Origin of the sequence: Streptomyces sp. NBC_01317 (genome assembly GCF_035961655.1) — a bacterium.
Classification (GTDB): domain Bacteria; phylum Actinomycetota; class Actinomycetes; order Streptomycetales; family Streptomycetaceae; genus Streptomyces.
On the sequence record NZ_CP108393.1, the window covers coordinates 3031806 to 3057951 of the forward strand.

The 26146-nt window shown below is 70.2% G+C and carries 23 protein-coding genes; 9 read left to right on the forward strand and 14 right to left on the reverse strand.

All coding sequences use genetic code 11. The annotated features are described in order from the left end of the window. Nucleotides 1–151 precede the first annotated feature (151 nt). From OG349_RS12675 to OG349_RS12695, 5 genes are all read left to right on the forward strand, one after another. The gene (locus OG349_RS12675) at nt 152–1828 is read left to right on the forward strand and encodes a fumarate hydratase (RefSeq protein WP_327234707.1); all 1677 of its coding nucleotides are present in this window, start codon (nt 152–154) and stop codon (nt 1826–1828) included. 144 nt (nt 1829–1972) lie between these two features. Next, nucleotides 1973–3418, forward strand: a complete 1446-nt coding sequence (locus OG349_RS12680; protein ID WP_327234708.1) for a class II fumarate hydratase — start codon at nt 1973–1975, stop codon at nt 3416–3418. A 49-nt stretch (nt 3419–3467) separates the two neighbouring features. After that, the gene (fomD, locus tag OG349_RS12685; RefSeq protein WP_327234709.1) at nt 3468–4154 is read left to right on the forward strand and encodes a cytidylyl-2-hydroxypropylphosphonate hydrolase; all 687 of its coding nucleotides are present in this window, start codon (nt 3468–3470) and stop codon (nt 4152–4154) included. A 388-nt stretch (nt 4155–4542) separates the two neighbouring features. Continuing rightward, on the forward strand, nt 4543–6456 hold the full coding sequence (locus OG349_RS12690; protein WP_327234710.1) for an ATP-binding SpoIIE family protein phosphatase: 1914 nt from the start codon (nt 4543–4545) through the stop codon (nt 6454–6456). A 279-nt stretch (nt 6457–6735) separates the two neighbouring features. Continuing rightward, a complete protein-coding gene (locus tag OG349_RS12695; RefSeq protein WP_327234711.1) occupies nt 6736–8199 on the forward strand; it encodes a catalase in 1464 nt (487 codons plus the stop codon). Nucleotides 8200–8307: 108 nt separating this feature from the next. Here OG349_RS12695 and OG349_RS12700 read toward each other — a convergent pair whose 3' ends face one another. Then, nucleotides 8308–10548, reverse strand: a complete 2241-nt coding sequence (locus tag OG349_RS12700) for a transglycosylase domain-containing protein (protein ID WP_327234712.1) — start codon at nt 10546–10548, stop codon at nt 8308–8310. A gap of 318 nt (nt 10549–10866) precedes the next feature. On the opposite strand from OG349_RS12700, the gene OG349_RS12705 reads away from it, so the two are divergent. Both OG349_RS12705 and OG349_RS12710 read left to right on the forward strand, forming a co-directional pair. Beyond that, nucleotides 10867–11421, forward strand: coding sequence for a peroxiredoxin (locus OG349_RS12705; RefSeq protein WP_167027767.1), 555 nt, complete (start codon nt 10867–10869; stop codon nt 11419–11421). A gap of 6 nt (nt 11422–11427) precedes the next feature. Beyond that, nucleotides 11428–11967: an alkyl hydroperoxide reductase gene (locus OG349_RS12710; RefSeq protein ID WP_327234713.1), complete on the forward strand. Its 540-nt coding sequence runs from the start codon at nt 11428–11430 to the stop codon at nt 11965–11967. A gap of 53 nt (nt 11968–12020) precedes the next feature. Here OG349_RS12710 and OG349_RS12715 read toward each other — a convergent pair whose 3' ends face one another. The 5 genes from OG349_RS12715 to OG349_RS12735 form a co-directional block, all read right to left on the reverse strand. Beyond that, nucleotides 12021–12794, reverse strand: coding sequence for a hypothetical protein (locus OG349_RS12715; protein ID WP_327234714.1), 774 nt, complete (start codon nt 12792–12794; stop codon nt 12021–12023). After that, nucleotides 12791–14206, reverse strand: coding sequence for an AI-2E family transporter (locus OG349_RS12720; RefSeq protein WP_327234715.1), 1416 nt, complete (start codon nt 14204–14206; stop codon nt 12791–12793). The genes OG349_RS12715 and OG349_RS12720 overlap by 4 nt, the downstream gene beginning before the upstream one ends. 148 nt (nt 14207–14354) lie before the next feature. Then, nucleotides 14355–15074, reverse strand: a complete 720-nt coding sequence (locus OG349_RS12725; protein WP_327234716.1) for a lytic transglycosylase domain-containing protein — start codon at nt 15072–15074, stop codon at nt 14355–14357. 388 nt (nt 15075–15462) lie between these two features. Further along, nucleotides 15463–16785, reverse strand: coding sequence for a PhoH family protein (locus OG349_RS12730; protein ID WP_161306634.1), 1323 nt, complete (start codon nt 16783–16785; stop codon nt 15463–15465). A gap of 394 nt (nt 16786–17179) precedes the next feature. Then, nucleotides 17180–17941, reverse strand: coding sequence for an isoprenyl transferase (locus OG349_RS12735; protein WP_327238551.1), 762 nt, complete (start codon nt 17939–17941; stop codon nt 17180–17182). Between the two features lie 157 nt (nt 17942–18098). Between OG349_RS12735 and mgrA the strand changes: the two genes are divergently transcribed. After that, nucleotides 18099–19136, forward strand: a complete 1038-nt coding sequence (gene mgrA, locus OG349_RS12740) for an L-glyceraldehyde 3-phosphate reductase (RefSeq protein ID WP_327234717.1) — start codon at nt 18099–18101, stop codon at nt 19134–19136. Nucleotides 19137–19460: 324 nt separating this feature from the next. Here mgrA and OG349_RS12745 read toward each other — a convergent pair whose 3' ends face one another. Then, a complete protein-coding gene (locus tag OG349_RS12745; protein ID WP_327234718.1) occupies nt 19461–20246 on the reverse strand; it encodes a class I SAM-dependent methyltransferase in 786 nt (261 codons plus the stop codon). Between the two features lie 87 nt (nt 20247–20333). After that, nucleotides 20334–21092, reverse strand: a complete 759-nt coding sequence (locus OG349_RS12750; RefSeq protein WP_327234719.1) for an A24 family peptidase — start codon at nt 21090–21092, stop codon at nt 20334–20336. A 41-nt stretch (nt 21093–21133) separates the two neighbouring features. Between OG349_RS12750 and OG349_RS12755 the strand changes: the two genes are divergently transcribed. Next, a complete protein-coding gene (locus OG349_RS12755) occupies nt 21134–21520 on the forward strand; it encodes a DUF192 domain-containing protein (protein ID WP_327234720.1) in 387 nt (128 codons plus the stop codon). A 126-nt stretch (nt 21521–21646) separates the two neighbouring features. On the opposite strand, the gene OG349_RS12760 is transcribed toward OG349_RS12755, so the two are convergent. From OG349_RS12760 to OG349_RS12785, 6 genes are all read right to left on the reverse strand, one after another. Then, complete coding sequence (locus OG349_RS12760) at nt 21647–22321, reverse strand: OmpA family protein (protein WP_442806241.1); 675 nt, start codon at nt 22319–22321, stop codon at nt 21647–21649. Further along, on the reverse strand, nt 22321–22914 hold the full coding sequence (locus OG349_RS12765) for a hypothetical protein (protein WP_327234721.1): 594 nt from the start codon (nt 22912–22914) through the stop codon (nt 22321–22323). Before OG349_RS12765 ends, OG349_RS12760 begins: the two co-directional genes overlap by 1 nt. A 29-nt stretch (nt 22915–22943) precedes the next feature. Continuing rightward, nucleotides 22944–23609, reverse strand: coding sequence for a pilus assembly protein TadG-related protein (locus OG349_RS12770; protein ID WP_327234722.1), 666 nt, complete (start codon nt 23607–23609; stop codon nt 22944–22946). Next, a complete protein-coding gene (locus tag OG349_RS12775) occupies nt 23609–23842 on the reverse strand; it encodes a hypothetical protein (RefSeq protein WP_327234723.1) in 234 nt (77 codons plus the stop codon). The genes OG349_RS12770 and OG349_RS12775 overlap by 1 nt, the downstream gene beginning before the upstream one ends. A 210-nt stretch (nt 23843–24052) precedes the next feature. Then, entirely contained in the window at nt 24053–24817 is a 765-nt protein-coding gene (locus OG349_RS12780; RefSeq protein ID WP_327234724.1) for a response regulator transcription factor, read from the reverse strand. 2 nt (nt 24818–24819) lie between these two features. After that, a complete protein-coding gene (locus tag OG349_RS12785; RefSeq protein ID WP_327234725.1) occupies nt 24820–26100 on the reverse strand; it encodes a sensor histidine kinase in 1281 nt (426 codons plus the stop codon). Between the last annotated feature and the right edge of the window lie 46 nt (nt 26101–26146).

Sequence of the window (26146 nt, forward strand, 5' to 3'; positions counted from 1 at the left end):
ATCCGGCCGACGAGCCGGCCCGCAAGCCGGCCCGCGAGGCGTTCGTGAAGCGGTTCGTGAGGCGCACCTCACCGGCACAGGGCCCGCCCGGCCGCCTACGCTGGGGAACGCGCGGCCAATGGAGGCCGCGCCACTGCCTGTCGAGTGAGGAATGGCCGTAATGCCAGAGTTTGTGTACTCCGATCTGCTCCCCCTGGGAGAGGACACCACGCCGTACCGCCTGGTGACCGCCGAAGGTGTCTCCACCTTCGAGGCCGACGGGCGTACGTTCCTCACGGTCGAGCCGGAGGCGCTGCGCACCCTGGCCGCCGAGGCCATGCACGACATCTCGCACTACCTGCGCCCGGCCCATCTCGCCCAGCTGCGCCGGATCGTGGACGACCCCGAGGCCTCCTCGAACGACAAGTTCGTGGCGCTCGACCTGCTCAAGAACGCGAACATCGCGGCCGCCGGCGTCCTCCCCATGTGCCAGGACACCGGCACGGCGATCGTGATGGGCAAGCGCGGCCAGCACGTCCTCACCCGGGGCGGTGACGAGGAGGCCCTGTCGCACGGCATCTACGACGCGTACACCAAGCTCAACCTCCGCTACTCGCAGATGGCTCCCCTCACCATGTGGGAGGAGAAGAACACCGGCTCGAACCTCCCCGCGCAGATCGAGCTGTACGCGACCGACGGCGGCGCGTACAAGTTCCTCTTCATGGCGAAGGGCGGCGGCTCCGCCAACAAGTCGTTCCTCTACCAGGAGACGAAGGCGGTCCTCAACGAGACCTCCATGATGAAGTTCCTGGAGGAGAAGATCCGTTCGCTGGGGACGGCCGCGTGCCCGCCGTACCACCTGGCGATCGTCGTCGGCGGTACGTCGGCGGAGTTCGCGCTCAAGACCGCGAAGTACGCCTCCGCGCACTACCTGGACGAGCTGCCGGCCGAGGGTTCGCCCACGGGCCACGGCTTCCGGGACAAGGAGTTGGAGCAGAAGGTCTTCGAGCTGACCCAGCGGATCGGGATCGGCGCGCAGTTCGGCGGGAAGTACTTCTGCCACGACGTCCGGGTGGTACGGCTCCCCCGCCACGGCGCCTCGCTGCCGGTCGCGATCGCCGTCTCCTGCTCGGCGGACCGCCAGGCCCTCGCGAAGATCACCGCCGAGGGCGTGTTCCTGGAGCAGCTGGAGACCGACCCGGCGCGCTTCCTCCCCGAGACGACCGACGAGCACCTGGACGAGGCGGGGGACGTCGTACGGATCGACCTCAACCGGCCGATGGACGACATCCTCGCCGAGCTGACCAAATACCCGGTCAAGACCCGGCTCTCGCTCACCGGACCGCTGGTCGTGGCGCGGGACATCGCGCACGCCAAGATCAAGGAGCGGCTGGACGCGGGCGAGGAGATGCCGCGGTACCTGAAGGACCACCCCGTCTACTACGCGGGCCCGGCGAAGACCCCCGAGGGGTACGCGTCCGGCTCCTTCGGCCCGACGACGGCCGGGCGGATGGACAGTTACGTGGAGCAGTTCCAGGCGGCCGGCGGCTCGAAGGTCATGCTCGCGAAGGGCAACCGCTCGAAGCAGGTGACGGACGCGTGCGGCGCGCACGGCGGCTTCTACCTCGGCTCGATCGGCGGCCCGGCGGCGCGCCTCGCGCAGGACTGCATCAAGAAGGTCGAGGTGGTCGAGTACGAGGAGCTGGGCATGGAGGCCGTCTGGCGGATCGAGGTGGAGGACTTCCCGGCGTTCATCGTCGTGGACGACAAGGGGAACGACTTCTTCACCGAACCGGCCCCCGCGCCGACCTTCACCAGCATCCCGGTCCGCGGCCCCGGCCTGGCCTGACCCGTCGTACGCCTGGCCTGACCCGTACGCCTCACCCGTACGGGTCCCACCCCCTGCCCCACCCCACCGGCGGCGCGCGGACGCGGCGCCGGTGGGAATACACCTGTCGGGCAGCCGCTTCGCCCTGACAGGAGGTCTTCACGCATGAACGCACAAGACGCACGAGACACACGGGACACACAGGACACACAAGGCCCGCACGACCCCGCCGAGTACCGCGTCGAGCACGACTCGATGGGTGAGGTACGGGTCCCCGCCCACGCCAAATGGCGGGCCCAGACGCAGCGCGCCGTGGAGAACTTCCCCATCTCGGGCCAGCGCCTGGAGCCCGCCCACATCGCCGCCCTGGCCCGCATCAAGGCCGCCGCCGCCAAGGTGAACGCCGACCTCGGGGTGATCGGCAAGGACGTCGCCGACGCCATCCAGGACGCGGCGGCCGAGGTGGTCGGGGGCCGCTGGGACGAGCACTTCCCGGTGGACGTCTTCCAGACCGGCTCCGGCACCTCCTCGAACATGAACATCAACGAGGTGCTGGCGACGCTCGCCACCGAGCGCCTGGGCCGCGCCGTACACCCGAACGACCACGTCAACGCCTCGCAGTCGTCCAACGACGTCTTCCCCTCCAGCATCCACATCGCCGCGACCGCCGCCGTCACGGGCGAGCTGACCCCGGCCCTGGAGCACCTGGCCGCCTCCCTGGAGCGCAAGTCCGTCGAGTTCGCGACGGTCGTGAAGTCCGGCCGTACCCACCTGATGGACGCCACGCCCGTCACCCTCGGCCAGGAGTTCGGCGGCTACGCGGCCCAGATCCGCTACGCCGTGGAGCGCCTCGCCGCCTCGCTGCCGCGCCTGGCCGAGCTGCCGCTGGGCGGTACGGCGGTGGGCACCGGCATCAACACCCCGCCCGGCTTCTCCGCCGCCGTCATCGCCGAGGTCGCCCGCGCGACCGGGCTGCCGCTCACCGAGGCCCGCAACCACTTCGAGGCGCAGGGCGCGCGCGACGGACTGGTGGAGACCTCGGGCCAGCTCCGTACCCTCGCCGTCTCCCTCACCAAGATCGCCAACGATCTGCGCTGGATGGCCTCGGGCCCTCGCACCGGACTCGCCGAGATCTCCCTCCCCGACCTCCAGCCCGGCTCCTCAATCATGCCCGGCAAGGTCAATCCGGTGATCCCCGAGGCCGTGCTGATGGTCGCGGCCCAGGTGACCGGGAACGACGCGACGGTCGCCGCCGCCGGCGCCGCCGGCAACTTCGAGCTGAACGTGATGCTCCCGGTCATCGGCAAGAACCTCCTGGAGTCCGTACGGCTGCTCGCCCATGTGTCCGTCCTCCTGGCGGACCGTACGGTCGACGGCATCACGGCCCACGTCGAGCGGGCGCGCGCGTACGCCGAGTCGTCCCCGTCCGTCGTCACCCCGCTGAACAAGTACATCGGGTACGAGGAGGCCGCGAAGGTCGTCAAGCGGTCCCTGGCTCAGCGCCGGACGATCCGTGAGGTCGTCCTGGACGGGGGGTACGTGGAGCGCGGGGACCTCACCCTGGAGCAGCTGGACGAGGCCCTGGACGTCCTGCGGATGACACGGCCGTGATCCGACAAGTACCCCGGCGGGCTGGGCGCGCTCCCACTAAGATCTGCGCATGACAGACACGGCAGCGGCCGGGCCCTGGGCGCCCGGCACCCAGATCCTGTGGCGGTACCGGCAGAACGCCGGGGACCACGTCCACATCTGCCGCCCTGTCACGGTCGTCCAGGACACCGACGAACTGCTCGCGGCCTGGCTCGCGCCCGGTACGCCGTGCGTGAAGCCGGTCCTCGCCGACGGCACGCCCCTCCACCACGAGCCGCTGCCCACCCGCTACACCAAGCCGCGCACGGTGGTGCGCGACCAGTGGTACGGCATGGGGGTGCTCAAGCTGGCCCGCCCCGGGGACCCGTGGTCGGTGTGGCTGTGGTGGGAGCGGGGCTGGCGGTTCCAGAGCTGGTACGTGAACCTGGAGGAACCCCACACCCGCTGGGCCGGGGGCGTCGACTCCGAGGACCACTTTCTGGACATCGACGTCTATCCGGACCGTACGTGGCGCTGGCGCGACGAGGACGAGTTCGCCCAGGCCCAGCAGGACGGCCTGATGGACGCCCGCCAGGCGCTCCGGGTCCAGGAGGCCGGGCGGGCGGCGCTGGAGGTGATCGGCGCCTGGGGCGCGCCGTTCAGGGACGGCTGGGAGAAGTGGCGGCCCGACCCGGCGTGGCAGGTGCCCGAGCTGCCCGCGGACTGGGACCGGGCGCCCTCGGGGACGCGGCGGGTCAACTCCAGGACCACGGCGTGACCCTCGTGAGGGCGAATCCACGACCCCGGCGAACGTCCCGTGAGGGCGAATTCCGGCCCGATTCCGGTACTGGATCCCGCTCTTCCGGATCCGGGCTCATGAGACTCTTGCTACGACCACAGGCTTCAAACGTAGGATCGTCCTCCGCAAGGCCGCACCGGCTCAACGGTTCCGCGGAGCGCGCGACCTGACCGCACATCATCACGACCGCACTTCACGACGAGCACGACCGCACATCACTACGAGGGGGTGGAGCCATGTGTGTCGGGCATCGCTCCGTCCGGTCGTACGCGCACGAACCGCCAGCCGATCCACGAAGATCGACCGGACAGGACCCAGTCGAAGCGATCGCATCGCACCACCGGCCCGGACGGACGGAATCCCACGCGTGACGGAGCATCCCACCTCCCACGAAGGCCGGCAGCCCCTGGTTGCCCGGCCGCAGGAACGCGCGCGGCCGCGGCAGGAGGCGGCGGGAACCGCCGCCGTGCCGGGCCCCGCACTGCCCACCACGGCGTCGCTCGACCCCACGGGGACGGCGCGGCGCGAGGGCGACCGGCTGCGCTTCGTGGGAGCGGCCACCCGCAGGATCGCCCGCGGCATAGACCTGGACGAGATCGTCCTCGGCCTGTGCCGGGCGACCGTGCCCACGTTCTCCGACGCGATACTCGTCTATCTGCGTGATCCGCTGCCCGTCGGCGACGAGCGGCCGATCGCGCCGTTCGTCCTGCGGCTGCGCCGCACGGACCGGCTGCGGCTCACGGACGGCCGGGTCGACTCCGAGGGGACGTTCCTCGGCGGATTCCCGGTCCAGATCGCCGAGGGCGACCTGCTGCCGGTCCTGGACCCGCAGTCCGACGTCATGCCGGCGGCGGAGCTGTGCGAGGTGCTCTCCGGCGGCGCGCTCTCCGAGGTGCTGCGCGGGGTGCGGCCGGTCTTCGGCGACTCCGCGGCGGCCAGGGCCGCGCTGCCCGAGCTGCTGGGCGCCGACCGGACCGTACCGACCGGGCACCGCGCGATCCTCGCGCCGCTGCGCGGGCGGCGGCGGGTCATCGGCGCCGCCGTCTTCCTGCGCAGACCGGACCGGGCGGCCTTCGAGCCGAACGATCTGCTGGTCGCCGCGCAGCTGGCCACGCACACGGCGCTGGGCATCGACAAGGCGGTGCTGTACGGGCGCGAGGCCTACATCGCCGACGAGCTCCAGCGCACGATGCTCCCGGAGAACCTGCCGCAGCCGACCGGGGTGCGGCTCGCCTCCCGCTATCTGCCGGCCGCCGAGACGGCCAGGGTGGGCGGTGACTGGTACGACGCCATCCCGCTGCCCGGCAGCCGGGTGGCGCTGGTCGTCGGTGACGTCATGGGCCACTCCATGACCTCCGCCGCGATCATGGGCCAGCTGCGGACGACGGCGCAGACCCTCGCGGGTCTCGACCTGCCGCCGCAGGAGGTGCTGCACCACCTGGACGAGCAGGCGCAGCGCCTCGGCACGGACCGGATGGCGACCTGCCTGTACGCGGTGTACGACCCCGTCTCGCACCGGATCACGATCGCCAACGCCGGCCACCCGCCGCCCATACTGCTGCACCTGGGCGGCCGGGCGGAGGTCCTGCGGGTACCGCCGGGAGCGCCGATCGGGGTCGGCGGGGTCGACTTCGAGGCCGTCGAGCTGGACGCGCCGGCCGGTGCGACCCTCCTCCTCTACACGGACGGGCTCGTGGAGTCCCGGCTGCGGGACGTCTGGACCGGTATCGAGCAGCTGCGGGAGCGGCTGGCCGCGACCGCCCAGCTGACCGGACCCGACCACGCGCCGCCGCTGGAGGCCCTCTGCGACGACGTGCTCGACGTGCTGGGCCCGGGTGACCGGGACGACGACATCGCGCTGCTCGCGGCCCGTTTCGACGGGATCGCGCCGAGCGACGTCGCGTACTGGTTCCTGGAGCCGGAGGACGCGGCCCCGGGCCGGGCGCGGCGGCTCGCCCGGCGGGCGCTGGCCCGCTGGGACCTGGAGGAGCTGAGCGACTCGGTCGAGCTGCTGATCAGCGAGGTCGTGACCAACGCGGTGCGGTACGCGGAGAGACCGGTGACGCTGCGGTTGCTCCGTACGGACGTGTTGCGCTGCGAGGTCGGGGACGACTCGCCGCAGCTGCCCCGGCAGCGGCGGGCCCGCGACACCGACGAGGGCGGCCGGGGCCTGTTCCTGGTCAACCGCCTGGCGCGGCGCTGGGGTGCGACCCGGTTGTCGACCGGCAAAGTGGTGTGGTTCGAGATCGCCACGGGTCCCACCGAACCCGCCGGGTCGTGAGGCCGGGTCGGTAAAGGCGATCCATCGATAAAGGCGATCTATCGGGCGAGGGCGGAGGAAGAGAAGTCCGGGCGGGCAATAGGGGACAAATGTTGCCGACGGGGTGTCGCGGAGGTTCACTGGGGCAGGCGGCCGATGTGACCGCTGCCACGTCCCAGGGAGTGTCCGCGAAGTGGGGTCGTCCGCCCGCAGGGCGGGGCTCGCAAGCAAGACACCACTTCGCGGACACTCCCTGGGTCACCCCGGCCCCCCGGGCCCTCTATCAACGGGAGGACGCTCGTGTCCGAGTCATCCCCTCAGACTCCTTTCACGACCAACAACGTCGGCATCCCGGTGGAGAGCGACGAGCACTCGCTCACCATCGGCTCCGACGGCCCGATCCTGATGCAGGACCACTACCTGATCGAGAAGATGGCCCAGTTCAACCGTGAACGGGTCCCCGAGCGGGTGGTCCACGCCAAGGGTGCGGGCGCGTACGGCTTCTTCGAAGTGACGAACGACGTCAGCCAGTTCACCAAGGCGGACATGTTCCAGCCGGGGAAGCGGACGGAGATGCTCGCCCGCTTCTCGACGGTCGCCGGTGAGCTGGGCTCGCCCGACACCTGGCGCGACCCGCGCGGTTTCGCGCTGAAGTTCTACACGGAGCACGGCAACTACGACATGGTCGGCAACAACACGCCGGTCTTCTTCGTCCGTGACCCCATCAAGTTCCAGGACTTCATCCACTCGCAGAAGCGCCACCCGGCCACCGGGCTGCGCAACAACGACATGCAGTGGGACTTCTGGACCCTCTCCCCCGAGTCGGCCCACATGGTCACCTGGCTGATGGGCGACCGGGGCATCCCCAAGTCGTTCCGCCACATGAACGGGTACGGCTCGCACACGTACATGTGGGTCAACGGCGCGGGTGAGCGCTTCTGGGTGAAGTACCACTTCAAGACCGACCAGGGCATCGACTACCTGACGCAGGCCGACGCCGACCGGATGGCGGGCTCCGACGGTGACCACCACCGCCGCGACCTGTACGAGTCGATCCAGTCGGGCGACGCGCCCACCTGGAGCCTCAAGGTCCAGATCATGCCGTTCGACGACGCGGCCGACTACCGCTTCAACCCGTTCGACCTGACCAAGGTGTGGCCGCACGGCGACTACCCCCTGATCGACGTCGGCCGGATGACGCTCGACAGGAACCCGGACAATTTCTTCGTCCACATCGAGCAGGCCGCCTTCGAGCCGTCGAACCTGGTGCCGGGCATCGGCCCGTCCCCGGACAAGATGCTGCTCGGCCGGCTCTTCTCGTACCCGGACACGCACCGGTACCGGATCGGCCCGAACTACACGCAGCTGCCGCCCAACCGGTCGCACGCGCCGGTGCACTCGTACTCCAAGGACGGCCCGATGCGGTACGAGGCGTCGGACGCGGCCATGCCGTACGCGCCGAACTCGTACGGCGGCCCCGCGGCCGACCCCGCGCAGTTCGGCGGTCCGGCGGGCTGGGCCTCGGCGGGTGACATGGTGCGCGAGGCGTACAAGCTGCACAGCGAGGACGACGACTGGGGCCAGGCGGGCACCCAGGTCCGTCAGGTGCTGGACGACGCGCAGCGCGACCGGCTGGTGTCGAACGTGTCGGGGCACCTGGCGCAGGGCGTGTCCCGGCCGGTCCTGGACCGGGCGCTCCAGTACTGGCGCAACATCGACAAGAACATCGGCGACCGGATCGCCCACCAGGTCAACGGCGGCTGACAGGCCGCATGCGGTACGGCGCGTGCGGGGCGGGCCCTCTGTGGCCCGCCCCGCACGCGTGTGCCCGCATGCGTGCGGGCTTCGCTGGTACGGCGTCCGGTCGCCGCTCTAGTCGCCGCCCCGCCGGTTGTCGGGAGGACCGAACGGCTCGAAGGGTTCGAACGTCTCGTCCGGCGGGGTGACGGGCGCGGTGGCCGGCGGGGACTGGGTCGGGGACCCGGACGGGCTCTCGCTCGGGGTGGGCGGGGCGCTCGGGGTGTCCGTCGGCGGCTCCGGCGGCTCGGTGGAGCGGCTGGGCGACGGGGACGTCGCGCTCGGCGTGGGGGTGGACAGGGTCGGCGAGGGGGTCGGCGTCGGCTTCTCCCGTACCGGCTTCCGGTAGTCCAGGTCGAACGTCGCGTCCGAGCCGCCGTTCAGCGCGGCCAGCGTGTAGTCCGCCCAGATGCGGGCGGGGAAACCACCACCGTTGGCGCGGCCCGAGTTGGCCGTACCGGTCAGGCTGACCTGCGTGCCGCCCTTGGGCGCCTCGCCGAACAGCGCCACCGCCGTGGTGAGTTGCGGGGTGTACGCGACGAACCACGCGGACTTGTTGTTCTCCGAGGTGCCGGTCTTGCCCGCCGCCTCGTAGGCGTCGGTCCTGGCCGCGCTGCCCGAGCCGTTGGCGACCACGCCCTGGAGGACGTGGGTCACGGTGTCCGCCGTCTCCCGGTCGATCACCTGCTTGCCGATCGGGTCCGGGAGGTCGACCAGCTTGTTCTTGTGCTCGGCCGACTTGAGGATCGTCGGCGTGACCTTCCTGCCGTGGTTGTCGAGGGTCGCGTACACCCCCGCCATGTCCCAGGTGGAGGCGTCCATCGTGCCGAGCGAGATGGCGGGGCGCTCGGGGAAGCTGTCCGCGACGTCCGTCATCCCCAGGTCGAGCGCGGTCTGCTTGACCTTGGCGGGGCCGACGTCCACGACCATCTGCGCGAAGACGGAGTTGATGGAGTCGCTCATCGCCTTCTGGACGTCCACGGGCCCGTAGCTGTGGTTGTCCTCGTTCTCCGGGGCGAACGGCGTGTCACTGCCCTTGACCGGGCGCTTGCTGGTGCCGTCGTACACGGTCCCGATGTCGATCTTCTTGCCGTCCTGCGTCTTGGAGCCGTTCTCCAGCGCGGAGGCGAGCACGACCGGCTTGAACGTCGAAGCCGGCTGGTAGTCCTGGCGGGTGGCGTTGGACAGCCAGTGCTCGGTGGCGCCCACCCCGCCGTAGAGCGCGAGCACCTTCCCGGTCTTCGGGTCGACGGAGGTGGCCCCCGCCTGGACGGTGGCGTCGGTCTTGTTCTTCTTGCGGTCGATCTTGTCTTCCAGCTGCTCGCCGACCGACTTGACCAGCTCCCGCTGCTTCTTCCGGTCGATGTTGAGCGTGATCGTCCAGCCGCCCGCGTCGATCTGCTCCTTGTCGACGCCGTGGCGGACCAGTTCCTCGTCGGCGGCCTTGACCAGGTAGCCCGTCTGGCCCTCCAGGCCGGGCGCGACCTTGGGCTCGTGCGGTACGGGGAACGTGAGGCCCGCGCGCGCGGAGGCGTCCAGCCAGTGCTGCTCGACCATGTTGTCGAGGACGTAGTTCCAACGGGCCGTCACCAGCTTCTTGCCGAGGGGCGTGGCCTCGGCCCAGTCGTACTGGCTGGGGGCCTGGAGCAGCGCCGCGAGGTACGCGCCCTGCGCGACATTCAGCTTGGCGGCGTCGACGCCGTAGTACGCCTGCGCGGCGGCCTGGATGCCGTACGCGGTGCGCCCGTAGTAGCTGGTGTTGATGTAGCCGGCGAGGATCTCGTTCTTGCTCAGCTTCCGGTCCACCTTCAAGGAGATGACCAGTTCCTTGAGCTTCCGCGAGACCGTCTGGTCCTGGGTCAGGTAGTAGTTCTTGACGTACTGCTGGGTGATGGTCGAACCACCCTGCTTGCCCTTCCCTGACAGCGTGTTGAGGACGCCGCGGGCGGTGCCTTTGATGTCGACGCCCGCGTCCTGGTAGAAGGACTTGTTCTCGGCGGCGACGAAGGTCCGCTGGACGGGCTGCGGGATCTCCTCCAGGCCGACGATCTCCCGGTTGACCTCGCCGGTACGGGCCAGGACCGTGCCGTCGCTGTACTTGTAGACGTTGCTCTGCATCTTGGCCTGCGCGTTGGCGTCCGGCACGGACACGGTGAGGTACAGCACGACAAACGCGCCCATGACGAGCAGGCACAGGCCGAAGAACGTGCCGAGCATCTTCTTCCATGTGAAGAGCCGGCGTATGCCGCTCCTCCTGGGCTTGGGTGCCCGGCGGGTTCCTCGGTGCCGGGCCCGTCTCTCGTCAGCACGGCCCATCGCTGTGTCGCTCCGCTCCCAGATCTTGTCGTCGACCCTGTTGTTGTTCTTGTCGTTGATCTTGTCGTTTCACCGGCTTTTACCGGAATCAGCTCAGAAAGCTAACATCCGACCCTGTGACAAAGGACGGGTGATCCGTTCTTTTGGGACGTGAGAATCAGCACCCGTCCCACCGAAACCGACTCATGAGGGTTACGGAAGGTTGTGGAGCGTTTCCGTCCTTGTGTCCGCTGTGCCACCATCGGTGACGCAACGCGACCCCGCTGAATGCGCTGCAAGCCCCCGAAAGGGGACTTCCACCCCCCACAAGGAGTGCGTGTGCTCACTGTTGGTGACACGTTTCCGTCGTTCGAACTCACCGCCTGTGTCTCCCTGGAGAAGGGCGCGGAGTTCGAGGAGATCAACCACAAGACCTACGAGGGCAAGTGGAAGATCTTCTTCGCGTGGCCCAAGGACTTCACCTTCGTGTGCCCGACCGAGATCGCCGCCTTCGGGCGGCTGACCGGCGAGTTCGCCGACCGGGACGCGCAGGTGCTCGGCTTCTCGGGCGACTCCGAGTACGTCCACCACGCCTGGCGCAAGGACCACCCGGACCTGCGGGACCTGCCGTTCCCCATGCTGGCCGACTCCCGGCACGAGCTGATGCGCGACCTGGGCATCGAGGACGCGGAGGGCTTCGCGCGGCGCGCGGTGTTCGTCGTGGACCCGTCCGACGAGATCCAGTTCAGCATGGTGACGGCCGGCTCCGTGGGCCGTAACCCCAAGGAGGTGCTGCGAGTGCTCGACGCACTCCAGACGGACGAACTGTGCCCGTGCAACTGGAACAAGGGCGACCGGACCCTCGACGCCGCCGCTCTCCTCTCGGGAGAGTGATCCACCGTGTCACTCGACGAACTGAAGTCCGCCCTGCCGGACTACGCCAAGGACCTGCGGCTGAACCTCGGTTCGGTCATCGGCAACAGCGAGCTGCCCGAACAGCGCCTCTGGGGCACGGTTCTGGCCTGCGCGATCGCCTCCCGCTCCCCCCGCGTCCTGCGCGCGCTGGCGCCCGAGGCGAGGGCCAGGCTCTCCCCGGAGGCGTACACCGCCGCGAAGTCGGCCGCCGCGATCATGTCGATGAACAACGTCTTCTACCGGACCCGGCACCTGATGTCGGACCCCGGGTACGGGGTGCTCCGGGCCGGCCTGCGGATGAACGTCATCGGCAACCACGGCGTGGACGGTGCCGACTACGAGTTCTGGTCGCTGGCGGTCTCCGCCGTCAACGGCTGCGGCCAGTGCCTCGACTCGCACGAGGAGGCACTCCGCAAGGCGGGCGTGGACCGCGGGACGGTCCAGGAGGCGTTCAAGATCGCCTCGGTGGTCCAGGCGGTGGGCACGACGCTCGACGCGGAGGCGGTGCTGGCAGAGGTGGAGTGAGCGGGGGCGGGTGAGGGGATCAGGCTTACCGCCGGGCCCCTCACCCGTCCCGGTCACTTCTTGAGCGTGGCCATGAGATCCCTCATGTCCTCGATCATCGACGGCTCGATCCCCTCGAAGTCGATCCCGTCCGGCACGATCATCTCGCCGGTGACCGGGTCCTCCTGGCCCACGACCACCCCGTTCAGTACGAGACTCAGTTCGATCTGGCCGTCCAGGACCCGGAGTTCCTTGCCTTCCCCGTCGACCTCGCTGAGCAGATAGGCGCGCTCCCCCAGGTCCGCGATGCGCCGCGCCTTGTTGTCGGTGACGTGCCAGGCTTTCGGGGCGGTGACCGAGGCGTCGAACTCCGGTTCCGGGTCGGTCACCTTGTGCCGGATGTACGCCAGGTCGACGGAGGCGTACTCCGAGGCGAACGACTCGCCCTTCGGGGGGCGCACGAGGTCGACCGAGCAGACGGCGTGGTCCACCTCGGCCCGCTCGTCGACCCGGTGGCTCCCCGACTCCCTCCGCTCCCCGTACGCGGCCGACAGGGCGGACAGCTTCGCGTCGTCGCACAGGTCGCGGCTGACCCGGTATCCCCGCAGGTCCGGTTCGGCCTGGCTCTCCGCGTACGCCCAGGCACCCCAGACGGCGGAGGCGGCCACCGCGCCGCCCAACGCCCACAGCCAGGGGCGGAAGCGCCCGGAGACGTCCCGTACGCCGTCGTCACCGATGACGGTCCCTGAGCCGGAGTCGCGACCGGCCCCGGAGCCGGAGCCGGACCCGGGAGTCCCGCCGGGCGGCGGCTGCGCTTCGTCGCCGACCAGTTCGAGGTCCGAGATCATTCCTGCCCCGCCAGCGTGTCCGTCGCGACGGGCGCGGGGGCCGGAGCCGGAGCCGGGGTCGTGACCTGTGCCGGTGGTTCGGGGGCCGGCGCTTCCGGGCCGTCCTCCGGAGCCGGCGGGTCCGCCGCCGCGGACGCCTGGCGCAGCGCCTGCTCCTGGCTGTACGAACGGAGGTAGCCGACCACGGTGTTGGTCACCGCCACCAGCGGCACCGCCACCACCGCTCCCCCGATCCCCGCGACCAGCCCGCCCGCGGCGACCGACAGGACGACGGCGAGCGGATGCACCCGTACCGCCCGGCCGAGGATGAAGGGCTGGAGGATGTGCCCCTCGATCTGCTGCACGGCGAGGACCACGGCCAGGACCATCAGCGCCGTGAACACCCCGTCGGTCACCAGCGCGACCACCACGGCCAGGGCGCCCGAGATCACCGCGCCGACCAGCGGGATGAACGCGCCGAGGAAGATGAACACCGCCAGCGGCACGGCCAGCGGGACGTCGAGGAAGTAGAGGCCGAGTCCGATGAAGCCCGCGTCGATCAGGGCCACCAGGACCGTGCCGCGTACGTAGGCGGTCAGGGTGTGCCAGGCACGCGGCCCGGCCCCCGCGACGCCTTCCCGCGCCTGCGCCGGGACCAGCTTCAGCGTCCAGCGCCAGATGCGCTTGCCGTCGTACAGCAGGAAGAGCGTCGAGAACATGGCGAGCAGCGCGCCCGTCAGGAACTCGACCATCACGGTCACGCCCTGGAGGCCGGCTGAGGTGATCTCCTCGGTGTTCGTGCCGACCGCGTCGCTCAGGTTGTTCGCTATGTCGTTGATCTGCTTCTCGGTGACATGGAACGGGCTGTTGAGCAGCCACCGCTTGAGCTCGTCGATGCCGTCCGTGACCCGGTTGGAGAGGTCGTCGAGGTTCTCCAGGACCTGCCACACCACGAACCAGCCGATGAGTCCCATCAGGACGAACCCGGCGATCGCGGTGAGGGCGGTGGCGAGGCCGCGCGGTACGCCGAACCGCTTGAGCCAGGCGACCGTCGGCTGGAGCAGTGCCGTGATCAGCAGGGCGGCGGCGAAGGCGAGGACCACCAGCTGGACGGCGCTGATGACCCGCATGAGCACCCAGAGGGTGCCCGCCAGCACCAGCAACCGCCAGGCGGCCTCACCGGCGACACGGATCCCCCACGGTATGGCGGCGACGGGGTCGGGCCTGGCGGCCACGGCGGGGGCGTACGCGGGCGGCGGCGGGACGTTCTCCCGCTCCCGCGCGGGCGCGGGTACGGCCGCCGGCGTCGGTAGGTCGGCGGTGAGGTCGTCCTCCGCCTCCGCCCGGACCTCGGCCTTGCGCCGGTCCAGGCGCTCCCCCATGAGGGTCAGACCCGTACCTACCCGCCCCAGCCACCCCGGCACTCTTGACATGATGCTTCCTCTTCCCCCCGACTGTCTCCCCACGCGTCCCTCCGGGGGCCGTCGGAAACGACCGTACACGGGCGAAGCCCCCCACCGTAGGACGGTGAGGGGCTTCACAAGGTTGAGCGCGGGGCGGACCAGGTCCGCCGGGCGGGGCCTAGTACCAGTTGTTGGCCTGCCAGAACGACCAGGCACCGCACGGGCTGCCGTAGCGGTCGTCCATGTAGCCCAGGCCCCACTTGATCTGCGTGGCCGGGTTGGTCTGCCAGTCGGCTCCGGCCGAGGCCATCTTGGAGCCGGGGAGTGCCTGGACGAGGCCGTACGCGCCCGAAGAGGCGTTCTGGGCCTTGTAGTTCCAGGTGGACTCGTGGTTCACGATGTTGCTGAAGCACTGGAACTGGTCCGCGGGGACCAGCTGGCGGGCGATCGCCTGGACCTCGGCAACGGTGTAGGAGCTCTGGGCGGAGAAGGAGGCGATCGAGACCGTCGACTCCTTGGCCTTCTTCTCGGCTTCGGCCTTGGCCTTGGCCTCCGCGGCTTCCTTCTTCTCCTGCTCCGCCTTCTCCTCGGCGGCCTGCTTCTTGGCCGTCGCGTCCTTGGCGGCCTGGAGACGGGCGCTTTCCTCGGCGGACTTCTGCGCGGCCGTGTCGGCGGCGGAGGCCTGTGCCTCCGCCTGCTGGGTCAGCGACGCGGTCTGGACCTGCGCCTGCTGGCCCGCGGGGATGTCTGCGAGGAGCGTCGTGTCGGCTGCGGTGGCCTCGAAGTTGTCGTCCGAAACCTGCGCGGTGGCGCCCGAGGCGACCCCCACGACTGCGCCGACGGTGGTGACCGCGGTGGCAGAAGCCACGGCGAACCCCCGGACCGAGATCCGGCTCACACGGTGTCCTTCCAGCATCGCCCGCATAGGTGACCTCGCGGACGCGATCGTGCCCCTGGCACTGGACTCCGCACTACTGGGTCACGGGAGACTCGGGCCCGACGGGCAATCCCCGCTCGGGGATCGCCACTTGGTGCTCGGGCGGCATGCGGCGGCAAGTGTGGAGTTGTGTGGTGCTGCACCTCTGGAGGTGCGGGTGTGCCGCATGCGGGGGCCTGACGGAAGCAAGACTCTGCCGGAAGCCGACGCCGCGAGGCAATTAATCGTTGCGTGGGATAGCTCACACCCCGTTTGCCCCAGGAGTTTTGAGGAAAAGGGCGCGCGGCGCGACGCCGCCCGGCTAAGCTCCTGGGCTTCGCCGGGCGGCGCCAACTGGGGTGATACGTGCCTAGATCTGGCCGTCCTCCAGCATTTCGGTCACGAGCGCGGCGATCTCCGAACGCTCGGAGCGGGTGAGGGTGACATGCGCGAAGAGCGGATGGCCCTTGAGCTTCTCGACGACCGCCACGATGCCGTCGTACCGACCCACCCTCAGGTTGTCGCGCTGCGCGACGTCGTGCGTGAGCACCACCCGGGAGTTGGCCCCGATCCGGGAGAGGACCGTCAGCAGGACGTTCCGCTCCAGGGACTGGGCCTCGTCGACGATGACAAACGCGTCGTGCAGGGACCGGCCGCGGATGTGCGTGAGCGGCAGCACTTCGAGCATGCCGCGCCCCAGCACCTCCTCGATCACGTCACGGCCGGCGACCGCGGAGAGCGTGTCGAAGACCGCCTGCGCCCAGGGGCTCATCTTCTCGGCCTCGGAGCCCGGCAGATAGCCCAGCTCCTGGCCGCCGACCGCGTACAGCGGCCGGAAGACCATCACCTTCTGGTGCTGCCTGCGCTCCAGGACCGCCTCCAGGCCCGCGCAGAGGGCCAGCGCCGACTTGCCGGTGCCGGCCCGGCCGCCCATCGACACGATGCCGATGTCCGGGTCGAGGAGGAGGTCGAGGGCGATGCGCTGCTCGGCGCTGCGGCCGTGGATCCCGAAGGCCTCCCGGTCACCGCGGACGAGCCGTACATTGCCCTCGGGGGTGACCCGGCCGAGCGCCTTGCCGCGGTCGGACTGGAGGACCAGCCCGGTGTGCACCGGCAGGTCGCCCGCCTCGGGCACGAAGACCGACTCTTCCGAGTAGAGGAGATCGATCTGGTCGGCGGCGAGTGTCAGCTCGCTCATCCCCGTCCAGCCCGAATCGGTGATGGCGAGCTCGGCGCGGTACTCCTCGGCGAGGAGTCCGACCGACGACGCCTTGATGCGCAACGGCAGGTCCTTGGAGACGACCGTGACGTCGTACCCCTCGGCCTGGAGATTTCGCGCGACCGCGAGAATCCGTGAGTCGTTGTCCCCCAATCGGAAGCCGGCGGGCAGGATGCCGGGATCAGAGTGGTTGAGCTCGACACGGAGGCTGCCGCCCAGATCGCCCAGCGGGATGGGGGCGTCGAGGCGGCCGAACCGGATGCGGAAGTCGTCCAGCAGGCGCAGGGCCTGCCGGGCGAAATACCCCAGCTCCGGATGGTGCCTCTTGGCCTCCAACTCCGTGATCACCACGATCGGCAGCACAACCTCGTGCTCGTCGAAGCGGGACATGGCGTTCGGATCGGCCAGCAGGACGCTGGTGTCGAGAACGTAGGTGCGCCGGTCAGGCATGCGGCGCTTCGAGCTTGTCACCACGGAAGGACGTACCCCCTCGGATGAGGTCGGGGTGCGACGGCGTCGCGGGCGGGTGGACCGGGCTGCGGACCCCGTGCGCGGGCCGAGCTCCGGCCCTCCACGTCGCCCGTACGTCTGACCGTACGGTCGTCCTGGTGCAAAGGGCCTCCCGGGCGGACGGCCCCATGCCGTCCGCTGAGATGCGACATCCGCCCGGCAGCTGCTCCCGGAAGGCTTTTCGGACGTCGACCTGGAAGCTGTATTCCCTGGAACGCGCTCAGCCATGCCATGGCATATGACGGACGGCGGGTGAACCTCGGGTGACGTGGGCACGGGCCGCAGGGGTACGGGCCTGGCCCGACGGCGCTACCGGGACGCGGAGGCCTTGCGGAACAAGGGCTCGGTCAGGTTCCGGTCAGGTTCCGTAGCGGCGGTGACGCGCCGCGTAATCGCGCAGGGCGCGGAGAAAGTCGACTTTACGGAAGGCCGGCCAGAAGACTTCGCAGAAGTAGTACTCCGAATGGGCGCTCTGCCAGAGCATGAAGCCGGAGAGCCGCTGTTCTCCGCTGGTGCGGATGACCAGATCGGGGTCGGGCTGGCCGCGCGTGTAGAGGTGCGAGGAGATCAGGTCGGTGTCGACGATCTCGGCGAGCTCCTCGAAGGAGGTGCCCTTGCTCGCGTGGTCGAGGAGCAGGGAGCGGACCGCGTCCGCGATCTCCTGGCGGCCGCCGTAACCCACGGCGACGTTGACGAGTATTCCCTTGTTGCCGAGGGTGGCCTGCTCGGCCTCCTTGAGGACGGTCTGGGTACGGGCGGGCAGCAGGTCGAGCGTGCCCACGTGGTGCACCTGCCACCGGCCGTCGGCGGCCAGCTGGCGGACCGTGTTCTCGATGATGCCGAGGAGGGGGACCAGCTCGTCCTCGGGGCGGTCGAAGTTGTCCGTGGAGAGCATCCAGAGGGTGACGACCTGGACGTCGGTCTCGGAGCACCAGCCGAGCAGTTCGAGGATCTTGCTGGCGCCCGCCTGGTGTCCTTGCTCGGCCGTACCGCCGGACGCCTTCGCCCAGCGACGGTTGCCGTCCAGGATGACGCCGATGTGCTTGGGCACCTGGTCGTGGTCGAGACGGCCTTCCACCCGGCGTGCGTAGAGCCTGTACACCAGGTCGCGCAGGTTCACTGAGTCCACCTCTCGATTCCGTGGGGACCGGCGCGTCCACTAAGTCCACTGACGGGATCCTGGGGCCGGCCCAGGGACCCCGAAGCCGTCACAGTACTGCGCGGGCACCACGCGCACCCAACCCGCTCTGTCACAAGTCCGTGATAAGGAAGTATGTGTGACTGATTTTCCTTCTTACCCCGCAGCCGACGACCGGTACGACTCGATGGAGTACCGGCGCAGCGGTCGCAGCGGCCTCAAACTGCCCGCGATCTCGCTCGGCCTCTGGCACAACTTCGGTGACGACTACGCATTGGAGGCACAGCGCTCGATTCTGCGCCGTGCCTTCGACCTGGGCGTCACGCACTTCGACCTGGCGAACAACTACGGTCCACCGCCCGGGTCGGCCGAGCTGAACTTCGGCAAGATCTTCGGGCAGGATTTCAAGGCCTACCGGGACGAGCTGGTTCTCTCGACCAAAGCCGGCTACCTGATGCACCCGGGTCCTTACGGCGAGTGGGGTTCCCGTAAGTACCTGCTGTCGTCGCTCGACGCGTCCCTGGCGCGGATGGGCGTCGACTACGTCGACATCTTCTACTCGCACCGCCCGGACCCGAACACTCCTCTTGAGGAGACGATGGGCGCGCTGGCGTCGGCCGTGCAGCAGGGCAAGGCGCTGTACGTGGGGGTCTCGTCGTACAAGGCGGCGGAGACCGCGGAGGCGGCCCGCATCCTCAAGGAGATGGGTGTCCCGGCGCTCATCCACCAGCCGTCGTACTCGATGATAAATCGCTGGATCGAGGACGACGGGCTCCTCGACGTCCTGGAGCAGGCGGGGATGGGCTGCATCTCGTTCGTCCCGCTGGCCCAGGGCCTGCTGACGAACAAGTACCTCAAGGGGATCCCGGAGGGGTCGCGGGCGACCCAGGGCAAGTCCCTGGACCCGCACCTGCTGTCGGACGAGGTCGTCCGGCGCCTGAACGGGCTGAACGACATCGCGGGGCGGCGCGGTCAGTCGCTGGCGCAGCTGGCGCTGAACTGGGTGCTGCGTGACCCGCGGATGACGTCGGCGCTGATCGGCGCCTCCAGCGTGAAGCAGCTGGACGAGAACGTGGCCGCGCTGTCGGCGGCGCCGCTGTCCGAGGACGAGCTGGCGGAGATCGACAGCTTCGCGGTGGACACCGAGGGCACGAACATCTGGGCCGGGCGGAACTGACGCTCCGGCGCCGTGCCCGGGGCTCGCCCCGGACATGAAAAAACGGGCCGGTCCGTGGGGGGGGATACGGACCGGCCCGAGGGGGGGGAGTTCCACCATAACCCTTCGTAAGTGTTGGTGCGCCCCTTGATGCGCCCCGAAGGGCCCGGGTTGGCGTGCGGACAGCGGTTCGACCCCTTGCGGGGCCCGGGATTCCGGGCTTTTTCGCGCTACGGCCCCGGGGAAATGGCGAGAACTCGCCACGCTTCGTCGTCACTCTCAGGAGCGAAGGGGTGACGGCGCGGACTTGACGCGGGGGTGGGGCGGGCCCGGGGCCCGGTGCGCTTACGCGGGCTTGACGGCCTCGATCAGGAAGCGTGTTGTCGTCGCCACGAAGGGGCCGTCCGAGGCGATACGGCGGTGCAGCTCCAGGAGCCGGTCCCGGTACTGCTCGACCGTGAAGCCAGGGACCATCCAGATCACCTTGCGCAGGAAGTAGACGACGGCGCCGATGTCGCGGAACTCGGTGCGCAGGGCGGCCGTCCGCAGATCGACGATGTCGAGTCCGGCGGCTTCGGCCTCCTTGGCCGCGCGGTCGGGGTCGCGGCCGGAGCGGATCTCGGGCGGCATCGGGCCGAGGAAGTACTCGACCAGTTCGAAGACGCTGGCCGGGCCGACCTCCTGGGAGAGGTACGTGCCGCCGGGTCGCAGCACCCGGGCGATCTCGTCCCACCAGGCCCGCACGGGGTGGCGGCTGACCACCAGGTCGAAGGCTCCGTCGGCGAACGGCAGCGGGGGCTCGTCCGGGTCGGCGACGAGCGCGACGCCGAGGGGGTGGAGCAGGACGGTGGCGCGGGCGATGTTGGGGGGCCAGGACTCGGTGGCGACGGTGAGCGAGGGCCGCTCGCGGCCGGCCGCGAGGGCCTCGGCCAGGACTTCGCCTCCGCCGGTCTGGAGGTCGAGGGCGGCGGTGGCGCGGGACAGCCGCTCGGCCAGCAGACGCGCGTAGCCCCAGTCGGGGCGTTCCTCGGTGGCCCGGCCGTCGAGCCAGGAGAAGTCCCAGCCGTCCACGGACGCGGCTTCGGCCTCCGCGATCAGTTCTTCGAAGGTACGGGCACCGGTGTCAGACATGAGGAGATCGTGGCATCGGGACGGCGAGTTGGCGACTGTTTTCGCGGGCCGTCCGGCGTTTCACAGGTTTTCACCGGGATTCAGGTCCTAGCGGGTCGTCAGGCCTCCGGCGAGCAGGCCGAGGAATGTTCCGGCGATCATGAACGGGCCGAAGGGGAGCGTGATGCCACGGGTCGTCCGGCGGCGGAGCATCAGGGCGGAGCCGTACAGCGAGAACAGCAGGAAGCCGGCGAAGGCGCCGGCGAAGAGCACGCCCCAGCCGTACCAGCCGAGGGCGACCCCGAGGACGAGGGCGAGTTTGACGTCGCCGAAGCCGAGGCCGTTCGGGTTGACCAGGAAGAGGGCGAAGTAGCAGGCGCCGAGGGCGAGTCCGCCGAGGAGGGAGGTCGTCCACGAGCCACCGTCCGGGCCGTCCTCGCCGGGGAGCAGCGCGACGACGCCGAGCAGCGCGGCGGTGGCGGCGGCCAGCGGGAGGGTCAGGACGTCGGGGAGGCGGCGGACGGCACCGTCCACGCGGGCGAGGAGGGCGGCGAAGGGCGCGAGGAGGAGCCAGACGGCGAGCGCGGGGCGGGGGCCGGTGGCGGCGGCGAGGGCGGCGCAGGAGAGGGCGGTGAGGAGGGGGAGGAGGAGGGAGGGGGCGTAGGGGATGCTGCCGGTCGCGTGGCAGGGGGCGCATCGTGGGGCGCCGAGCCAGCCCCCGGCCCGGCCGGTGATCGGGTGTCCGGCCGGGCAGTCGGCCCGCCAGGCGTCCTCCGGCTCGACCGAGAGCCGGTACGCGGCGCGCGGCACGAGCAGCCCGGTGGCGGCGCCCCAGAGGGCGGCGACGGCGATCAGCGTGGCGTACACGTCACCGACTCTAGGACGCGGCTCGGGTCTACGGTCGGGGCATGGCGAACTGGCGGGACGGCAGAGGGACGTTGACGGTCGGGGCCGGGGCGGGGAGCGAGGCGGAGGTGGCGGAGGAGGCGGAGGTGGATCTGGAGATCGCCGCGTCGTACGGGGCGAGGCGGCGCGGGCTGCTGGGGCGGGACGGGATCGACGGCGCGTTGCTGATCACCCCGTGCGGCAGCGTGCACACGTTCCGGATGCGCTTCGCGATCGATGTGGCGTACCTGGACAGGGAGTTGACGGTCCTCGACGTCCACACCCTGAGACCGGGCCGCCTGCCGCTGCCCCGGTGGCGGGCCCGCCATGTGCTGGAGGCGGAGGCGGGGGCGATGGCGGGGTGGGGGCTGCGCGTGGGGACGCGGGTGGGGGTGCGGGCGGCGGGATAGCGGAACCCCGCCCCGGGGTTGGTGGCTCGGGGCGGGGTTCCGTGCTGGTGCTGGTGCTGGTGGCGGTGCTGGTGGCGGTGCTGGTGGCGGTGCCGGTGGCGGGACCGATGCCGGCACCCGCACCGGTCAGTCGTTGCGGGGGAAGGAGACCTCCACGCGGCGGTTCTTCTTGCGGCCTTCCTCCGTGCCGTTGTCCGCGATCGGGTAGTCCTCGCCGTAGCCACGGATCTCGTACGTGATGCCGGCGGAGGCCAACTCCGTGTCCAGGACGCCGTGCACCGCCTCGGCGCGCTGCTTGGAGAGCACGTCGCCGTGTGCGGACGAACCGAGGTTGTCCGTGAAGCCGAAGACGCGCACCTTGGTGGAACCCTGCTGCTTGATCTCGTCGGCGATGGCGGCGATGCGGGAGGTGGCGGCGGGGGACAGCTTGGCGCTGTCCTTGCCGAAGAGGACTTCGGCCTGGAGGGCGAACTTGACGTTCTCGTTGGTGTCTTCGCGGCGTTCCTCGCCGCCCTCGGTCTCGACGATGGAGATGATGTCGAGGACCTTGGCGGGCGCGAGGGTGGCGCCGTCGCGCAGCTTGAGTCCGGGGGCGCCTCCGTCGACCTCGGGCGGCGGGGAGGTCGACCCGGTCCCGGGCGGAACGCTGGGCCCGTCATCGGCGCGCGCGCCGGCGGCGAGGGTGAACTGCATGCCGGCGAGGAGGACCACGGCGGCGAGGGTGGCGGTCAGGGGGCGGGGGGTGCGTGCGTAGGGCGTGGGAGCGTGCCCGCTGCGTGCGCGGGGCAGGGGGGCACGCATCAGGAGATCGCAATCGTCGCGGTGGGCATCGTCGGTACCTGGATGTCCACCTGGCTCGTGGAGTCGGGCGGTGCCGGGAACTGGGCGTAGAAGCTCTTACTGGCACCCCCGTCCACGCGGCTGATCCCCGTGGTGGTGAGAGGCGACCCGTCGGTGTCACGCAGCACGTAGTAACGCTTCTTCTCGGCCTTGTCCACCAGGGTGATCCCGCCCAGCGACCTCCCGGCCCGCTGGATCTGGGGCTCCTGCCCACTCCATTCGATGGGCGCGCCCTCGTTCTGGTTACTCATGTTCTTGATCGTCCCGGTGACTGTCAGGAAGCCACCGTCGTCACGCTCCGCCGTGTGGACGATGATCTGGAAACCGTTGCTGCCGTTGATGGTCGCGAGAGTGGTGCTGGTGTCCGGCACCGTGGTGCCTTCGTCCTCCGCCGACGGAGTCTCCTTGACCGGAGCGGACGACGACGCCGTACTGCCGCTCCCCGACTTCCCGTCCTCACCACCACCGCAGGCGGTCAAGGAAACGGTCAGGGCCACGGCCGCGACGGCGGATCCCGCAGCCGCGCGCGCCCTCGCTCCACGCCACATATTCATGAGTGCCGTTCCTTTGCGTTCGCTCGCGGTCAGTCCTGGGCCAGTCGCACGGAGAATAGATCAGCCATGTCCGGGAGGAGGTTCAAATCCTCAGGATCAATGGTCCACTTGTCGTCGTCGCATTGGAGTGCGCCCGGTGACACGGGCTCGGGATCGCCTTCCTCACCCGGCTCGTCCGGCGGGGGCGCGTCGTCCGGCGGCGTCGTGCCGTCCTGGGCGGGCACAAAGGCGCACCGGGGCTCGACAACGGCCGTGGCATGCGCCTTGGCGTGCTGGTTCTCGGTCCCTGGGAGGATGCTCTCGCCCATCGACTCCTGGGTCACGACATGGACGGTGAAACCCCATCGGCCACCTGAGGCCCAGCCACATCCCCCACCGTCGATGTCGGCACCGTTCTGTCCGGCGAAGTAGGCCGCTTCCGCGCAGCCGTTGAAGGTCCCCAAGGGATTGCCGTTGAAAATGTCGTCCAGATAATCGGGGTCCAGGAGATGCGGCAGGAGATCCGTCTCGAACTCGTCCCTGGACTTCTGGGCCGCTGCCAACGCGGCGGCGTCGGCGGCCGATTGGGCACCGTTGCGCGTGGCCCCGGCCTGACCGACGGCAAAAAGCGCGAGCGCGAGAAAGAGCAGGCCCACCACCATCATGATGTAAAGGGGAGCGGCCTGCCCCGCCTCGCCGGAACCGCGACGGCTCATCAGTTGCCGAGGATCTCTGCAACCTTGTCGGAGAGACCGGCCGCGATGTCCGCGGCGACGCCGGAGCTGACCAGCGCCGCGATGATCAGCGCCACCAGCACGATCACCCCGACATACTCCACCGCGCCCTGGCCTTTGTCGCCGCGCCGCTTCATCGCGGTGATCGCCGTGTTCGTCCAGGTGCCGACGTAGTGTTTTGTCGCGGTGGCGGCCTTCAGCGGGATGTTCGACATGGCGTTCCCCTCCGGTGTCGGCCGGCCGACTGCCGGCCGGCTCGTGCGCTTCCTGTGCGTCGCGCGCGCTACCGGCTTCCTCCCGGCCGGTCTCACGCGTGACATGAGAAACGTACGCCGGGCCAGCCCCTCTCGCCATGGGTCCTTGGGCCCAACGCCGGGCCCAGCAAGGGGTGGCGGGGGCTTTCGTTCCGATCGGGACGGTGTCGGTCATGACTCCCCGGCCTTTCCGGGTCTTCCCGGCGCGACCCCGTGCCACCGGTCGATCGCCTCACCGCGGTTGCGCGCGTTCAGCTTGGCGAAGATGCGGTTGATGTGATTCTTCACCGTCTTCTGGCTGATGAAGCACGCCGCGGCGATTTGCTGATTGGTCATTCCCGACGCGATCAACCCCATGATCTCCCCCTCCCGCCGACTCAACTCCTCGCACGGAACAGCGGGTGACAACTGGCGCCCCCCGGAAGAATGTCCCACATTCGATTGCGTATGCAAAGAGTGTTGCGTGAATTGCCGAACATTCGCCAGCAGCGCACCCGCCGCCGAGTGGCTGAAATGCGCCCGTCCCGCCCTGATGTCCCCCACCGCCCGCACCAGTTGGTCCGCCGTGAACTCGCCATGCACGAGATACCCGCCCGCGCCGCGCCTGAGCGCCTCGTACACGATCTCGTTCTCGCGGCTGTACGTCAGCATCAGGACGGGGGCCAGCGGCACCAGGCGGGGCAGGGCGGCGAGGCCGTCCACGCCCGGCATCCGTACGTCCAGCAGGATGACGTCGGGGCGGTGGCGTACGGCCTGGTCGTAGGCCTCCCGGCCGTCCGAGGCCTCCGCGACCACCTCTATGTCGTCGCGCCCCGACAGCAGGACCGCCAGGCCCGCCCGTACCACCGGGTTGTCGTCCGCGACCACGATGCGGAGCGGGCGGGACGGCTCCGGCTCCTCCGCCGGATGTGTCGTTCTCTGGTGGTCCGCCGGCATCCCTAGGGCCTCCTCACCAGCGGTGCGGTGTCCGTCGTCCCCAGAGCGGCGGACGGGAGTTCCAGGCGTACCTCCGTGCCGTTCGCCGCCCCGCCCCTGCCGATGCGGATACGGGCTCCGATCGACGCGGCCCGCTCCACCATGCCCACCATGCCGAAGTGGCCCGTGCGGGCGAGGGAGTTGAGGGAGATGTCCGCTGGGAGACCCCGGCCGTCGTCGTACACGCTGATCCGCAGGACGTCCCCCGTCAGCCCCGCCGAGACCGAGATCTCGGCGGGGTCCGCGTGGCGGTGGGCGTTGTCCATCGCCTCCGACGCGATCGTCAGCGCGTGCCGCGCGGCCACCGGCGGGAGCAGCGGCACGGCCGTGTCCCCCAGCCGGTGGAAGGTCGTCCGTACGCCGTGCCGGGTCGCGAAACGGCTTGTCTGTAAGCGCAGTTCGGCCAGAATGTCCACGCCGGCCGGCGGTTGGCGCGGCGGGCCGGGGTCCGTTCTCAGGTCGGCCAGCAGCTCCCGTGACTCCGCCGCCGCGCGCCGGGCCGCGCGGGCCACCAGTTCGGCCTGGCGGCGCACCGTGAGCGGGTCCGTACGGTCCACCGTGCGCGCGAGGCCCTCCGCCGCCATCGCCAGACCGTGCAGGGTCTTGGCCACCGAGTCGTGCATCTCCCGGGCCAGTCGGGCGCGTTCCTCCTCGACGGCGCCGTGCGCGGCGAGCCGCGCGCGGGCCTCGGTCAGGGCCTGGCTCGCCATGCCGAAGCCCAGGACCAGCTTGCGCAGCGTGCTGCCCACCGCGCCCGCGATGACACAAAGGCCGGGCAGGAAAAGGGCGTTGAAGCCCGCCTCCACCTCGCCGTTGACGGCGTACGCGGCGCCGATGATCAGCGATTGCAGGACGGCGAAGAGGGCCGCGCCGCGCCAGCCGTACACCAGCCCGGCCAGGAGCGGGGTGCAGATGGTGACGTACGCGAGTGTCGAGTCGGGCGACGCCGTGGCGAGCAGGAGCGCGCCGAAGAACATGTCGGCGGCGAGCAGCGCCGGGTGGCGCAGGAGGACGGGGCCGAAGCGTTCCCAGTCGCGGAGCAGGACGTACGACACCATGAAGGTGACCAGTACCGCGGAGCCGACCAGCCAGGTCCCCGGCGTGCTCAGCACGCGGTCCAGGGCAAAGGGCGCGGCCAGCGCGATCATCGCGAGCCGGAAGCCGAAGGTCTGCCGGCACAGCGCTTGCAGGGCGTTGACCTGGATCGGGAGCGGCGGGACGTGCGGTGCCGTGGTCGCCGTCATGGGTCACCTCCCTTCGGGTTCGTGGTGGTCGGCTCGTCCTGCCTGT

What these genes read in the sequence shown, in the direction of transcription:
- OG349_RS12785 (WP_327234725.1), bottom strand. Translation starts at nt 26,100, where the DNA reads ATGACGGCGACCACGGCACCGCACGTCCCGCCGCTCCCGATCCAGGTC.
- OG349_RS12755 (WP_327234720.1), top strand. Translation starts at nt 21,134, where the DNA reads ATGGCGAACTGGCGGGACGGCAGAGGGACGTTGACGGTCGGGGCCGGG.
- OG349_RS12745 (WP_327234718.1), bottom strand. Translation starts at nt 20,246, where the DNA reads ATGTCTGACACCGGTGCCCGTACCTTCGAAGAACTGATCGCGGAGGCC.
- OG349_RS12770 (WP_327234722.1), bottom strand. Translation starts at nt 23,609, where the DNA reads ATGAGCCGTCGCGGTTCCGGCGAGGCGGGGCAGGCCGCTCCCCTTTAC.
- OG349_RS12760 (WP_442806241.1), bottom strand. Translation starts at nt 22,321, where the DNA reads ATGCGTGCCCCCCTGCCCCGCGCACGCAGCGGGCACGCTCCCACGCCC.
- OG349_RS12775 (WP_327234723.1), bottom strand. Translation starts at nt 23,842, where the DNA reads ATGTCGAACATCCCGCTGAAGGCCGCCACCGCGACAAAACACTACGTC.
- OG349_RS12765 (WP_327234721.1), bottom strand. Translation starts at nt 22,914, where the DNA reads ATGAATATGTGGCGTGGAGCGAGGGCGCGCGCGGCTGCGGGATCCGCC.
- OG349_RS12675 (WP_327234707.1), top strand. Translation starts at nt 152, where the DNA reads ATGGCCGTAATGCCAGAGTTTGTGTACTCCGATCTGCTCCCCCTGGGA.
- OG349_RS12715 (WP_327234714.1), bottom strand. Translation starts at nt 12,794, where the DNA reads ATGATCTCGGACCTCGAACTGGTCGGCGACGAAGCGCAGCCGCCGCCC.
- OG349_RS12780 (WP_327234724.1), bottom strand. Translation starts at nt 24,817, where the DNA reads ATGCCGGCGGACCACCAGAGAACGACACATCCGGCGGAGGAGCCGGAG.
- OG349_RS12720 (WP_327234715.1), bottom strand. Translation starts at nt 14,206, where the DNA reads ATGTCAAGAGTGCCGGGGTGGCTGGGGCGGGTAGGTACGGGTCTGACC.
- OG349_RS12680 (WP_327234708.1), top strand. Translation starts at nt 1,973, where the DNA reads ATGAACGCACAAGACGCACGAGACACACGGGACACACAGGACACACAA.
- OG349_RS12700 (WP_327234712.1), bottom strand. Translation starts at nt 10,548, where the DNA reads ATGGGCCGTGCTGACGAGAGACGGGCCCGGCACCGAGGAACCCGCCGG.
- fomD (WP_327234709.1), top strand. Translation starts at nt 3,468, where the DNA reads ATGACAGACACGGCAGCGGCCGGGCCCTGGGCGCCCGGCACCCAGATC.